The organism is Comamonas testosteroni TK102 (assembly GCF_000739375.1).
In the GTDB taxonomy this organism is placed as follows: Bacteria; Pseudomonadota; Gammaproteobacteria; order Burkholderiales; family Burkholderiaceae_C; genus Comamonas; species Comamonas brasiliensis.
In genome coordinates, this window is the sequence record NZ_CP006704.1 from 689,414 (window position 1) to 702,408 (window position 12,995).

Below are 12,995 nucleotides of genomic sequence, written 5' to 3' on the forward strand. Positions count from 1 at the left end.
CGTTATTTCATGGCGCTGTGCATGGCCGGGCGCCGCGCAAGGGCCGCCCCGCAGCGTCGGTGCCGTCCCCCTCCGGCGAAGCCGGAGAGGGGGAAGACGCGCAGCGGCACAGGAGGGCTCTATCTCAGCGGCTTTGCGCTGCGGCCTGGCACAGACGCTCAACGGCCTGTGCGATCTGCGGCACTTCGGGTGCGGCAAACGACATGCGCAGCGTGTGCAGGTCGGGGTCGGCCGGATAGAAGGCCTTGCCTGGCACATAAATCACGCCCAGGGCCACGGCGGCGTCGAAGAGCTTTTGAGGATCGATGCGGCGGTCCAGCTCGGCCCAGACAAACATGCCGCCTGCGGGGCGCGAGCAGCGTATGCCGCTGTCCGGCGCCGCGTTCAAGCCCTGGACCAGGGCCTGCATGCGTCGCTGGTATTCCTGGCGCGCGCGCTGCACGGTGGCCGGGTAGCGCCCGCTGCCCAGATAGCAGGCGGCGACCGACTGCGTCAGCGGCGAGGTGCACAGGTCGGCGGTTTGCTTGGCCACCGTGCAGCGGCGCAGCAGCGGCGCGTCGGCCAGCATCCAGCCCACGCGCAGCGCGGGCGCAACGGTCTTGGACAGGCTGGACAGATAGACCACCGGGTTGCTGCCGCCCGCCGCCAGCCGCTCGCCCGCGGCGCGTACGGTGCCAGGCATGGCCTGGGGGAGACTGTCGGCATCGTCGAAGCGCAGCTCGCCATAGGGATCGTCCTCGACCACCCAGAAGCCGTGCTGCCTGGCCAGTTGCACCAGAGCCTCGCGGCGCTCGGCCGCCAGCAGCGTGCCGCGCGGGTTGGAGAAGTTCGGCACGGTGTAGAGCAGCTTGGGGTGCTGGTCGACGGGCAATGCGGCCAGCAGATCGGCCAGGGCTTTGGTCTGCAGGCCTTGCTCGTCCATGGGAATGGGCAGGATGCGCGCCTGCGCCAGACGCAGAGCCTGCAGCGTGGCCGGATAGGCGGGCACCTCGACCAGCACCGTGTCGCCGGGCTCGACGAGCACGCGCACCAGCAGGTCAAAGGCCTGCTGCGATCCGGTGGTCACGAGGATGTCGGCGGCCGTCGCCTGCATGCCGCGCTCGCGCGCCTGCTGCGCCAGGGCCTCACGCAGTTCGCTCAGGCCTTCGGTGGCGCCATATTGCAGCGCGCCCGGACCCTGTGTCATGGCCTGCGCGGCGGCCTGGGCCAGGCCTTCGGCATCGAAGAGGCTGGGCGATGGATAGCCGCCGGCCAGCGAGATCATGCCGGGGCGAGAAAGATAGGGAAACAGCTCGCGTATCGGCGATCCCGCAGGCTCGGCAAACACGGCGGCAAAGGGTGCCAGTGCGCTGTCCTGACTCATGCCGCAGCTCCCGACAGCAGCCCGAGAACCTGGGCCCTGGATTGTTGCTCGCTGGCCTCGTACAAGGCGATTTCGTCATGCACGCGTGCGCCCAGTGCGCTCTCGAAGACCTGCTGCGCGGCATGGGCCTGGTATTGCTTTTGCTCCTCGCCGCCGAGGTTGGACTGGAAGATGCCGGCCGCGCTCACGGGCAGGAAATCCTCATAGGTGATCGGCTCGGCCTGCACCAGTCCCTTGCCGATCAGCGCTTCCAGATCTGCCTCGGCAGCGTCCTGGGGCAACTGAGCCTGAGCATGTTCGGTCAGGCTGTAGCGGTAGAAGGCCAGACCCTGGCGGCGAAGTTCCTCGTGGGTGTCGGGAAACTGCGTGAAGACCTGTTGCAGGCGGTGTGCATAGTCGGGCGCGGCGCTGCCCGCGCTGTCTATGCCGCGCACCAGACCCAGCAGCTCGTCGTACAGAGCGCGGCCCTTGCGTGTCAGCGCGACGCCGCGCTGCTCGATCTCGCCAAAGCGGGCGGTATGGGCGCCGGCATTGTCCGCGTTGGCGTCGGCATCGGTAAAGCGCACGGCCTCCTTGAGCGCCTTGAAGCTGGTCTGGCGCAGCAGGATCGGGCAGGCGCGCTGCGGCGGGCCTTCGACCACGTCCTTGGCATCCATGCCGCGCGCGGGCATATCGGCCTGGGCCAGGTCGATGTCCAGCGTGCGCGGCGTCAGATGGTTGATGTGGGGTCCCTTGAAGCACACCACATCGGCCACCAGGCGGTGGGCTTTCTGCAGGGCGTTGTAGGTCGCGGCATCCACGGTGGCGTCGCTGTGCCAGCGGAAGGTCTCCAGGGCCTGCTGCACAAAGGCGTCGGCATCGCCGCTGTCCAGGCCGCCGTCACGCTCGGCCTGGGCAATGAGCTCCAGTGCGCGCGGCGTGAAGATGCGACGGCGCTGGAGGATCTCGGCGGCCTGCGCGCGCAGCGCCTCATCGGCGATCAGCTCCAGACGCAGCAGCGAGGTGAAGACGCGAAACGGGTTGGCCAGCAGTGCCTCGTCGTGAACGGGGCGAAAGGCGGTGGAGTGCACTGGAACGCCGGCCACCGAGAGGTCGTAATAGCCCACGGGCTCCATGCCCATCACGGCGAACAGGCGGCGCAGCGTGGCCAGTTCCTCGGCCGTGCCCACGCGGATGGCGCCATGGCGCTCCACATCCAGGCGTTCAAGCTCGCCGCTGCTGCTCATGCGCTGGCGCAGCTCGGGATCGGCCTGCAGCGTCAGAGCGTTGACATCGGCAACCAGGTCGATCAGCGTGCCGTACTGGGGCACTTCCTTGCGGTACATCTCGGACATGGCGCGCGAGAAGCGCGTGCGGATCTCGTTGGAGGAGACAAATCGGGCAGCTGTGGAAGAGGCGTGGGGCGTGGCGCTCATGACGGAACAGAAGGGTCTTGGGGGTCGTGGGATGGCCGCGCCGCTGGCGTGGCCGCAGGAATATGCAGGATGTTGTGCGTCGCCATGACTTTGGTCAAACGATAATCCTGCCTCCAGGTCATACCTAAACGGAATGAACCTGCTGGCAGCCCCCACACTTACCGGTTCGTTCCATGCAGCTATCCCGTCGCTTTCTGCCCCCCATGTCCCTGCTTTGCGCCTTCGAGGCTTCGGCGCGGCACCAGAGCTTTACTGCGGCGGCCGCCGAGCTGCACCTCACGCAAAGTGCCGTCAGCCGCCAGATCCGCGCGCTGGAAGAGCGGCTGGGCACGGAGCTGTTCGTGCGCGAGCGCCAGACCGTGCGCCTGAGCGCTGCGGGTCAGGTCTATGCGCAGGAGATTCGTGCGGCCCTGGCGCGCATCTCCAATGCCACGCTGGGCTTTCGCACCAATCCCCAAGGCGGGAGCCTGAACCTGGCCATCCTGCCGACCTTCGGCACGCGCTGGCTGGCGCCTCGGCTGCCGCAGTTCTTCAGTGCCCACCCGGGCATCACCATCAATCTGACCACGCGGCTGTCGCAGTTCGATTTCCAGCTCGAAGCCGTGGATGCCGCCATTCATTTCGGCCTGCCGAACTGGCCGGGCGCGGAGCTGGAGTTCCTCATGAGCGAGACCGTAGTGCCGGCCTGCAGCCCCGATGTGGCGGCCCGCCATGGTTTTGCCCGGCCCCAGGACCTGCTGCGCGCGCCGCTGCTGCATCTGGCGTCGCGTCCCGACGCGTGGCAGCGCTGGTTTGGCAGTCAGGGCTGCCAGGGCGGTGATATGCAGGGCATGCTGTTCGATCAGTTCGCCACGGCGGCGCAGGCGGCGATTGCCGGCGTGGGCGTGGCGCTGCTGCCCAAGTTTCTGATCCTGCGCGAGCTGCAGGCTGGCGATCTGGTCCAGGCCCTGCCGCAACTGCCCGAGGTGCAAAGCGCCGAACGCTACTACCTGGCCTGGCCGACCAGCCGCTCGGCCTATCCGCCACTGCAGGCCTTCCAGGGCTTGCTCAAGCAGGTCGCGCAGGAGTTCGCTTCCTCTGCACCGCTGTAATGTAAAAAAGGAGCTGCTAGCGCAGCTCCTTCAAGGGATTCAGCAATGAATATGTCTGAAGTGCTTTACCAGCATGCGCAACCAGCTATCAATAAAGCATGGATCCAAGCGCAGGCCGGTGGTTGCTTCAGCTGTTGTAGGCTTCCAGCGGCTTGTCATTGGGTGCTTGCAGCAGCTGCTTGAGCGTCTCGCTCATGGGCAGGTTCAGCGGCATCTCCTTGGGCGGAATGGGCTGCATAAACCATTTGTCGTAGATCTTTGCTACTTCGCCGGACTTCATCATGCGCACCAGGGCATCGTCCACGGCCTTCTTGAAGCCGGGATCGTCCTTGCGCATGAGCAGCGCGATGGGCTCCGATCCCAGCGCCTCGCCCACGATCTTGTAGCCCTTGGGGTCCTTGGCGTTGGCGATCACCCCGGCCAGCAGGTTGTCGTCGAGCACGAAGGCGTCCGCGCGGCCGGACTCCAGCATCAGAAAGCTCTCGAAGTGGTCCTTGCCCAGCTGGGTCGGCAGCTTGACATTGTTCTCATGGCTGTATTTGCGCAGCAGCTGCACGGCGGTGGTGCCGGCCGAGGCTGCCACGGTCTTGCCGTCGAGCTGCTTGAACGAGGTCACGGGCGAGTCCGCACGCACGGCCATGCGCACCTGGCTGACATAGGTGGTGACGGCAAAGGCGACCTGCTTCTGGCGGCTGAGGTTGTTGGTCGTGGGGCCGCAGCCCAGATCCACCGTGCCGTTCTGCACCAGAGGCATGGTGTTCTGCGCGGTAATGGCCATGTATTCGATCTTGGCGCTGGGCGCTATCTGGGCCAGAACCTTCTCGCACAGCTCCACGTGGTAGCCGGTGAAGCGGTGGTTGGCGCCTATGGCATAGGCCATGGGGGCGGAGCTCTCGCGCACGCCTATGACCACCTTGCCGGTCTTTTGCAGCTTCTCCAGCGTGCTGCCGGGGGCGGTCTGGGCCTGGGCACCGAAGGTGGTCATGGCGGCTACAAGGGCGGTACATGCCAGCGTCAGGTTCGCGGTCATCAGGCGCATGGGGGGTCTCCTCGGAAAGTGGGCGTATGGAAAACGCAATGCTGTTGTTGTTCGGTCGTTCCTGGTGCCGCGCATTGCTGCAGCCCGTGAACCGGCAGGACCTGTGGCCGCAACGGCCTGTCTGTCAATGTCCTGCAGCAACTATCCGGCAAATGGCGGCGGCTTCATAACGATGAAACGGAAGAAGGTCATGCTTGCGGCGTATGACCCTGCAGCGCGCGCTTCGGTGCGGCCGCAGGTGCGGCCACAGGCGCGGCAAAGCCATAGCGGGAAGGCAGATCGGGCTTTTTGGGTAATATCTGCGCCTATTGCACAGGCCCGCGCGCATCCATTTGCGACGCGTGCAGCCTTGTGTCGCCAGGGCCGGCCGTGCTGCTGCCGCCTGGTCAGGCTCCGTTTTCGGTTCGCGCAGCCCAGCCCGCAAGGGCGCCACAGAATGATTGTGCGTGCGTGAACCCGTTTTGAGACAGACTCCATGACTGCCAATACTCCCCCCTCATTCCTGAGCCGCATCGCCATCGCGATCGGCAGTTTCTTTGCCATCCTCGGTAACGGCCGTCTGGCCGCCGACGTGACCCGTGTGCGCGCCGGTGAGGCCTTTGCCGCCGACGTCGCGCCCAAGGAAGTGCGCGTGGAAGTGCCGGTCGAGAAGATCGTCGAGGTCCGCGTCGAAGTGCCGGTCGAGAAAATCGTGGAGAAGACCGTCGAGGTTCCGGTCGAAAAACGCGTCGAGGTGGAAAAACTCGTCGTCACCGACAGCGCCGCCCTGCAGTTGCTGGGACTGATGCAGCGCGAAGCCCGCTTTGTGGACTTCATCCAGGAAGACGTCGCCCCCTATACCGATGCCGAAATCGGCGCTGCCGCACGCGTGGTGCATGAAGGCTGCCGCAAGGTGCTGCGCGAGCATTTCACACTGAGCCCCGTGCGCAGCGAAGCCGAAGGTTCGCGCATCACATTGCTGGCCGGCTTTGACGCCGCTGCCGTGCGCCTGACAGGCAATGTGGTCGGTCATGCACCGTTCACCGGCACGCTGTCCCACCGTGGCTGGCTGGTGACGGAGGTCAAGCTGCCTCAGCTCATCGACAGCCAGGCCGCCAAGGTCATCGCCCAGGCCGAAGTGGAGCTGTAAACCATGAACATGTTTGCCTCCATCGCCGCATCCGGTGCGGCCCCCCAGGCCGCGCCCGTGGCTGCTGGCGCTCAGCCGCAAGGCGCTGCTGCACAGGTCGATGTTCCATCTGCCGGCGCTCGGTTCAGCATCGGCATCGATCTGGGCACCACGCACTGCGCGCTGTCCTATGTGAACAAGACCGCCAGCGATGGCGAGAAGGTGGTGCAGGGCGTGCTGGACATCCCCCAGCTCACGGCTCCCGGCAGTGTCGAGGCCAGGCCCCTGCTGCCGTCCTTTCTCTATCTGCCGCACCAGAGCGAGCTGACCGAGGCCGAGCGCAGCTTGCCCGGCGCGCCCGGCGATTTCATCACCGGTGAATTCGCCCGCAGCCGTGGCGCGGCCACGCCCATCCGTCTGGTGAGCAGCGCCAAGAGCTGGCTCTGCCACCCCGGCGTCGATCGCCGCGCCGGCATTCTCCCCGCCGATGCCCCCGAGGAAGTCAGCCGCATCTCGCCGCTGACCGCTTCCACCCGCTATCTCGAGCATCTGCGCCGCGCCTGGAAGCAAGCCCATCCAGAGGCCCCGTTCGAGCAGCAGGACATTACCGTCACCATCCCGGCATCGTTCGACCCCGCCGCGCGCGAGCTGACGGCCGAGGCCTGCAAGGCCGCAGGTTTTGCCAGACTGACGCTGCTCGAAGAACCCCAGGCCGCGCTGTACAGCTGGATCCAGGCCAGCGGCGGCCAATGGCGCAAGCAGGTCCGGCATGGTGACATCATCCTCGTCGTGGACGTGGGCGGCGGCACCACCGACCTGTCGCTGATCGCCGTGCTGGAGCGCGAAGGCAATCTGGAGCTGCAGCGCATTGCCGTGGGCGAGCACATTCTGCTGGGCGGCGACAACATGGATCTGGCCCTGGCCTATGGCGTGGCGCGCAAGCTGGCGGCCGAGGGCAAGCAGCTCGATGCCTGGCAAACCCGCGCGCTGGCCCATGGCTGCCGCGCTGCCAAGGAGCAGTTGCTGGCAGATAGCAACCTGCAGGCCGTGCCCGTGGTCGTGCCCAGCCGGGGCAGCAAGCTCATCGGCGGCAGCATCCGCACCGAAGTCACCAAGGACGAAGTGCTGGCCATGCTGGTCGAGGGCTTTTTCCCCAAGGTGGCCGTCAGCGACAAACCCAAGACCCGTGCGCGCGGCGCGCTCACGCAGCTGGGCCTGCCCTATGCGCAGGATGCCGCCGTCACGCGCCATCTGGCGGCCTTTCTGAGCCGCCAGGTTCATGCGCTGGCCGAGATCGAGGGCCTGAACGGCGATCAGATCGACGGCTCCACCTTTCTGCATCCCACGGCCATTCTGTTCAACGGCGGCGTGCTCAAGGCGCCGCAGATCGAGCAGCGCATTCTGGAAGTCATCAACGGCTGGCTGGACGACGAGGCCTGCGAGCCCGCGCGTCTGCTGGACGGTGCCAACCTCGATCTGGCCGTGGCGCGTGGCGCGGCCTATTACGGCCATATCGCCACCAGCGGCCGCGGCGTGCGCATTCGCGGCGGCACGGCCCAGTCCTACTACGTGGGCGTGGAGAGCAATATGCCCGCCATCCCCGGCATGGAGCCGCCCCTGTCCGCCCTGTGCCTGGCACCGTTCGGCATGGAAGAGGGCACGGAAGTCGCGCTGCCTGACGAAGAGTTCGGCCTGGTCGTGGGCGAGCCCGTGCGTCTGCGCTTCTTCGGCTCGTCCGTGCGCCGCACCGATCAGGTCGGCGCCATGCTGGACTTCTGGTCGCCCGAAGAGCTGGTGGAGCTGCAGGAGATCGAGCTGAATCTGCCCGCCGCCGGCCGTGCGGCCGGCGAGGTGGTGCCCGTGACCCTGGAGGCGCGCGTGACCGATATCGGCACCCTGGAACTCAATGCCGTTCCCGTGGGCGGAAGCGAGCGCTGGAAGGTGGAATTCGATGTGCGCGCGGAGACCTCTGCAGAGGTTGCCGAGTAAGGCCGTTGAGCCGCTTGGCTGCGAAAGCCCGCTGGTCGATTGGTTGGCGGGCTTTTTTGTTCTGGACACGGCTTACGCAGAAGCGGGTTCAGGCTGGGCGACTGCTTCTGCACCCAGGCCCTTGTTGCATTCTTGTTGGCGTAAGTTCTGCCGGAGTTTGCGGTCGCCTGTCTGCCCGTGTCCAAGGCATGTCGCCCAAACCAGCCAGTGGCAGAAGCGATCTGAAACAGAAACTTCAGGCCAGATCAGCCTCTGGCCCCGTCACAGAAAGCGCGATCAGCTCATTTTTTTGAGGAAGCAGGGCGCGCACCATGCCCACCAGCAACATGGCACGCGCCCGCCACTCAAGCAGAGGTCTAGAACGCGTGGCGCAGACCGATGCTCAGGCTGCTGGCATCCTGCCCATGGCCCACACCACCCTTGAAGTTATAGCCATAGGCCACGCCGGATCCGTTGTCGATGCGCGTGTAGGCCGCGTAGAGCTTGGTGCGCTTGCTCAGGTGGTGGTTGTAGCCAAGAATCCACTGGCGTGCGCTGCTGCCGGGCACATGGCTCCAGCGGCTGGCCCAGCCGTAGCCCAGGGCGACTTCCGAAGCGCCGGCCCGGTAAACCGCGGTCACGCGTGCCGCATCGCGGCTGCCGCAGCCGGCACCGCCATGGCTGCACAGCGAGCCTGAACCGTTGTCCGAACGCTGGTAGTAGGCGCCGATCTGCAGAGCGTTCCAGAGGTAGTGGCCGCGCAGGGCGAACTGCCTGTCGTCGCCCAGCTGGGTAAAGCCCGCCCCCAGGGCCAGCGCGCCGCGTTCCCAGTTGGCATAGAGGTCATAGCCGTTCTTCTGCACGGTGCCAGCCGTCTTTTCGTGCAGCGATGCCTGGGCTTCCACCGTCAGTCCGGCCATGACCGGGCTGCGGTAGGCAATCTTGTTGGTGTTGCGCATCACATAGTCGTAGAGCGCATCGGCGATGGCTCCGGTGTCGTGGTTGGGTTCGTCCAGCGCACCATAGTCGGCAATGCCGAAATAGGTGGCGGCACCGAAGCGGCCCAGACGCAGCTTGCCCAGGCTGCCCGATAGGTTGACTTCGCTCTGGCGCTGAAAGGCCAGCGCGCCGGTGCTGCCTGTGCCGGCACCGGTGTCGGACTCAAAGCCGGATTCGAGCTGAAAGCCGGCCCTGAGGCCGCCGCCCAGGTCTTCACTGCCCACAAAGCCAAAGCGCGAGTTGTTGTTGAGCAGTCCGGTCAGGCTGTTGGCGCCGACCTTCTGGTGCTCGAGCGAGGTGTTGAGACGGCCATAGATCTGCACGCTGCTTTGTGCGAGTGCGGCGGAAGCTCCGGCGGTGGCCAGAGCGGCGAAGAGGATACGAGACACAGTTGTTGTTTTGACTGGCATGTAGCGGCTAGCCTTCGATCTTTGCTATGAAACTTGCGCGAACCTGCGCGCTTGTAACAAGGCAAATCCCGTGCCAGCGGACATGCACCGGTTTGGACTGTGGTCTCCTTGAGGTCCTGCCCGCGCCTGCGTTCGGCAGCACTGCTGCGCAACAGGTTGACGGACTACGTGTGCTTTGGGGCAATCTCTCTGAGAGAGTCGGATACCTGCTCGGCCAGAGGCCGGCTGCGATTGTGTGCAGCTCTAGAAGACGCGACCCTCTTCCAGATGGGTACGTGTGCCATTGAGTTCATAGTCGCCCACGACCCGTGATTTGTGCAGCAAGGGGTTGTGGCTGAAGATGGTGCGCAGATTGCGCCAGTGCCTGTCCAGATTCAGCTTGCGTGAGGTGACCGAGGCTCCACCAACCTCGAACAGCCGCTCGGCGGCGTTGAGAGCCAGGCGGCTGACGACGAGCTGTGTCTTGGCCGTGGCCAGTGCGCCATGCAGCACGATGTTCTCGGTGTCGTCATGCTCCAGCAGCAGTGCCTCGGCGCCCAGGTCGAGCTGGCGGGCGTTTTCTGCCACCAACTGGTCTATGGCATAGCTGGCTGCGGCCAGCTCTCCCACCACGGCCTGCACGAAATGATCATCGCACGAACGCTCGGCAGGACTGTGCATGGCCGGGCGTCCGAGGTGCAGTACATAGTGACGTGCATCGCTGAAGAGGTTGCGCACTATGCCGGCTGCGGTGGCCACCAGAATCAGCTGTCGTAGTGCCGAAGCATGGCGGCCAGGCAATTGCTCACGGGAGCTGGGACTGATCTCGTCGTCGTAGACCAGCACATTGTCCAGCTCCACGCTGCCGCTGGCCGTCAGGCGCTGGCCCATGCCGTCCCAGTCGTCGAGCACGCGCACGCCTTCGCGCTGAACGGGTATCACAGCCGTGATGCCCTGCTCCTGTGCGTTGACGGCAAAGACATTGAAATAGTCCGCATAGGCGGTTCCGGTGGCGTAGTACTTTTTGCCATTGAGGCGGTGGTGTTCTCCCTCGCGCCGCAGTGTCGAGGTACTGATACCTGCGCGTGCCGTGCCCAGCTCGGTGAATGCACCGCCGAACAGCTTGCCTTCCAGCACCCAGCCGATCTGGCGCTGTGCGAGCGGCGAAGGGCTTCGGTCCAGGCGCAGCAGCTCGGTCGTGTTGAAGTGAGTGCGCAGTGCATGGGCAACGTTCGAATCTGCTGCAGCGAGCGTGGCAACCACCTCGATGACATCGGCGATGGATCCGCCGGGGCCGCCTTGCTCGCGACCTATGCGCAGTGCCCCTATGCCTGAAGCACGCAGCAGATCAAAAGCCGCAAAAGGGGCTTCGCGCTGCAGCTCGCGCTGCGCCGCGCCGGGAGCAATGGCTGCGGCGAGCTGCGGCAGACCCGAGAGTATGTCTGTGCGGCCTGGGCGAGCGGATGGCGCTGCAGATTCCTGTGCGGCCGCGGCTTGCCGCAGAGGTGTGACGAATGCATTCATCGGTGATGGCCTGTTTCGGACTTTGAGCGGCAGACGCCACCGTGAAAGCCAGGTCAGGCAGAAGTTTCACGATGGTGCCTGCAGAGGCGTCTGCCGGCCTATGCGGCGGCAACGTAGGGAATGCGGCCTTCCACAGGGTGACCGGGGTCGGTGAAGCCCAGTGTTGAAGGATGGCCCGCAGCTACCAGGCGGTTGACCAGGGCTTCGTCCTCGGCAGTGAACCGGTAGTTCAGGGCACGGATATAGCCTTCCCACTGCTCGGGAGTGCGGGGGCCGGCAATTGCAGAGGTGATCAGGCGGTTGTTGAGCACCCAGGCCAGAGCAAAATCGACGGTGCTGATGTCGCGCGCGTCGGTGTGCTGTTTGATTTCGGCAGCGATGTCGATGGATTCGGGACGCCACTCGGTCTCCAGCAGGCGTTTGTCCTTGCGTGCGGCGCGTGAGCCAGGATCGGCAGTTTCCAGGCTCGGGTACTTGGCCGTCAGCACGCCTCGCGCGAGAGGGCTGTAGGAGACCACGCCCAGTCCATAGGCTGCAGCCGCCGGCAACTGCTCTGCTTCGGCCGTGCGGTTGACGATGTTGTAGAGCGGCTGGCTGGCGATGGGGCGGTCTATGCCTTCGGCATCGGCCAGGTGCGCCACCTCGGCAATGCGCCAGCCGCGGAAGTTGGACAGGCCAAAGTAGCGCAGCTTACCGGCGCGGATCAGATCGCCGATGGCGCGGACTGCCTCGCCTAGCGGGGCATCGAAATCTGCGCGATGAAAGTACAGCAGGTCAATGTAGTCTGTGCCAAGGCGGCGCAGGCTGTTTTCCACCGATTCGATGATCCATTTGCGCGAGGTGCCGGCACGATTGGGGCCTTCGCCTAGCGGGTTGCCGAACTTGGTAGCCAGAACCCAGTCGTTGCGGTCTGCGGCCAGGGCACGACCCACAACCTGCTCGGTCACGCCCTTTTGATAGACGTCGGCGGTATCGATGAAGTTGATGCCCTGGGATTTGGCCCTGGCGATGATCTCATGCGAGGTCTTTTCATCGGTGGGGCCTCCAAACATCATGGTGCCCAGTGCGAGGCGGGAGACTTTGAGGCCGCTGCGGCCCAGATAGCGATAGGTCATGGAGATGGCTTTGATCGGTGGTTAGTGGAGAAAGGAAATCACAGAGGTCTGTGGATGGTGGCAAGCGACCTGGTGGCCGCCTCCCAGATCGGTCAATGCAGGCTCCTGCCTCAGGCACAGTTCGCTGGCCCTGGGGCAGCGAGGATGGAAACGGCAGCCCGACGGCAGGTTCTGCGGACTTGGGAGATCGCCGCTCAGCGGGGCTGCCTGCCGGTGGCGGGATGGGTCGGGCACGGCATCGATCAAGGCCTGGGTGTAGGGGTGGCGAGGAGTGCTCCAAAGGCTGCGGCGATCGGCGCTCTCGACGATGCGCCCCAGATACATGACTAGCACGCGGTCGGCAAAATACTGCACCACGGACAGATCGTGCGAGATGAACAGGTAGGAGAGACCGAACTCGCGTTTCATCTCGACCAGAAGGTTCAGAATCTGGGCCTGAATCGACAGGTCCAGGGCTGACACCGGCTCGTCGCAGACCACCAGATCTGGCTGCAGCATCAGAGCCCGTGCAATGCCCAGGCGCTGGCGCTGGCCGCCCGAGAATTCATGCGGGTAACGACTCAAAGCGCTGCGCGGCAGGCCTACGCGGTCGAGCAACTGCTCCACTTGCCTGCGGCGCTGGGAACGATCACCGAGGCCATGCACCTGCAACGGTGTCTCGAGAATGCTGCCAATGCTGTGGCGCGGATTCAGCGAGGCGAACGGGTCCTGGAAGATCATCTGCATGCGCTTGCGCAGGCCGCGCAACTGAGCGCCCTTGAGCGGCAGGATGTCCTGCCCGTCGAGCGTGATATGCCCTGCCGTCGGTGTTTCGAGCCGCAGCAGGCTGCGACCCAGGGTGGATTTGCCGCAACCCGACTCGCCCACCAGGCCCACGGTTTCGCCGCGTTCCACGGTGAAGGAAACGCCGTCCACGGCGCGCAGCACGCCCTTGGGCAATTTGAAATGGGTCTGAAGATCGCTGACGTTCAGCAGGCTCATGGC

The 12,995-nt window shown here is 65.2% G+C and carries 10 protein-coding genes; 3 read left to right on the top strand and 7 right to left on the bottom strand.

The genetic code is table 11. The features are described 5' to 3' along the window. Positions 1-124: 124 nt before the first annotated feature. Positions 125-1,363, bottom strand: coding sequence for a PLP-dependent aminotransferase family protein (locus O987_RS03100; RefSeq protein ID WP_043370795.1), 1,239 nt, complete (start codon positions 1,361-1,363; stop codon positions 125-127). Further along, positions 1,360-2,778, bottom strand: a complete 1,419-nt coding sequence (locus O987_RS03105; RefSeq protein ID WP_043370796.1) for a VOC family protein — start codon at positions 2,776-2,778, stop codon at positions 1,360-1,362. The genes O987_RS03100 and O987_RS03105 overlap by 4 nt, the downstream gene beginning before the upstream one ends. 173 nt (positions 2,779-2,951) lie before the next feature. Between O987_RS03105 and O987_RS03110 the strand changes: the two genes are divergently transcribed. Next, entirely contained in the window at positions 2,952-3,869 is a 918-nt protein-coding gene (locus tag O987_RS03110; protein ID WP_043370798.1) for a LysR family transcriptional regulator, read from the top strand. Positions 3,870-3,996: 127 nt separating this feature from the next. Here the strand turns inward: O987_RS03110 and O987_RS03115 are convergent, their stop codons facing one another. Next, positions 3,997-4,908 carry a transporter substrate-binding domain-containing protein gene (locus O987_RS03115; RefSeq protein WP_043003626.1) on the bottom strand — a complete coding sequence of 304 codons (912 nt, stop codon included), beginning with the start codon at positions 4,906-4,908 and terminating at the stop codon, positions 3,997-3,999. 475 nt (positions 4,909-5,383) lie between these two features. On the opposite strand from O987_RS03115, the gene O987_RS03120 reads away from it, so the two are divergent. Next, positions 5,384-6,037 (top strand): DUF2760 domain-containing protein, encoded by a 654-nt coding sequence (locus O987_RS03120; RefSeq protein ID WP_003058908.1) that lies wholly within the window; start codon positions 5,384-5,386, stop codon positions 6,035-6,037. A gap of 3 nt (positions 6,038-6,040) precedes the next feature. Beyond that, positions 6,041-8,005 (top strand): Hsp70 family protein, encoded by a 1,965-nt coding sequence (locus O987_RS03125; RefSeq protein WP_043370800.1) that lies wholly within the window; start codon positions 6,041-6,043, stop codon positions 8,003-8,005. A gap of 356 nt (positions 8,006-8,361) precedes the next feature. Here the strand turns inward: O987_RS03125 and O987_RS03130 are convergent, their stop codons facing one another. From O987_RS03130 to O987_RS29800, 4 genes are all read right to left on the bottom strand, one after another. Further along, positions 8,362-9,393 (bottom strand): porin, encoded by a 1,032-nt coding sequence (locus O987_RS03130; protein ID WP_043370801.1) that lies wholly within the window; start codon positions 9,391-9,393, stop codon positions 8,362-8,364. A 243-nt stretch (positions 9,394-9,636) separates the two neighbouring features. Then, positions 9,637-10,896: an acyl-CoA dehydrogenase family protein gene (locus O987_RS03135; RefSeq protein WP_043370802.1), complete on the bottom strand. Its 1,260-nt coding sequence runs from the start codon at positions 10,894-10,896 to the stop codon at positions 9,637-9,639. Positions 10,897-10,994: 98 nt separating this feature from the next. Continuing rightward, positions 10,995-12,011, bottom strand: a complete 1,017-nt coding sequence (locus O987_RS03140; protein WP_003058894.1) for an aldo/keto reductase — start codon at positions 12,009-12,011, stop codon at positions 10,995-10,997. Between the two features lie 21 nt (positions 12,012-12,032). Then, entirely contained in the window at positions 12,033-12,992 is a 960-nt protein-coding gene (locus tag O987_RS29800; RefSeq protein WP_043370803.1) for an ABC transporter ATP-binding protein, read from the bottom strand. Positions 12,993-12,995: the final 3 nt, after the last annotated feature.

Coding starts and splice junctions, on each gene's coding strand:
- O987_RS03100 (WP_043370795.1), bottom strand. CDS start 1,363: ATGAGTCAGGACAGCGCACTGGCACCCTTTGCCGCCGTGTTTGCCGAG.
- O987_RS03105 (WP_043370796.1), bottom strand. CDS start 2,778: ATGAGCGCCACGCCCCACGCCTCTTCCACAGCTGCCCGATTTGTCTCC.
- O987_RS03110 (WP_043370798.1), top strand. CDS start 2,952: ATGCAGCTATCCCGTCGCTTTCTGCCCCCCATGTCCCTGCTTTGCGCC.
- O987_RS03115 (WP_043003626.1), bottom strand. CDS start 4,908: ATGCGCCTGATGACCGCGAACCTGACGCTGGCATGTACCGCCCTTGTA.
- O987_RS03120 (WP_003058908.1), top strand. CDS start 5,384: ATGACTGCCAATACTCCCCCCTCATTCCTGAGCCGCATCGCCATCGCG.
- O987_RS03125 (WP_043370800.1), top strand. CDS start 6,041: ATGAACATGTTTGCCTCCATCGCCGCATCCGGTGCGGCCCCCCAGGCC.
- O987_RS03130 (WP_043370801.1), bottom strand. CDS start 9,393: ATGCCAGTCAAAACAACAACTGTGTCTCGTATCCTCTTCGCCGCTCTG.
- O987_RS03135 (WP_043370802.1), bottom strand. CDS start 10,896: ATGAATGCATTCGTCACACCTCTGCGGCAAGCCGCGGCCGCACAGGAA.
- O987_RS03140 (WP_003058894.1), bottom strand. CDS start 12,011: ATGACCTATCGCTATCTGGGCCGCAGCGGCCTCAAAGTCTCCCGCCTC.
- O987_RS29800 (WP_043370803.1), bottom strand. CDS start 12,992: ATGAGCCTGCTGAACGTCAGCGATCTTCAGACCCATTTCAAATTGCCC.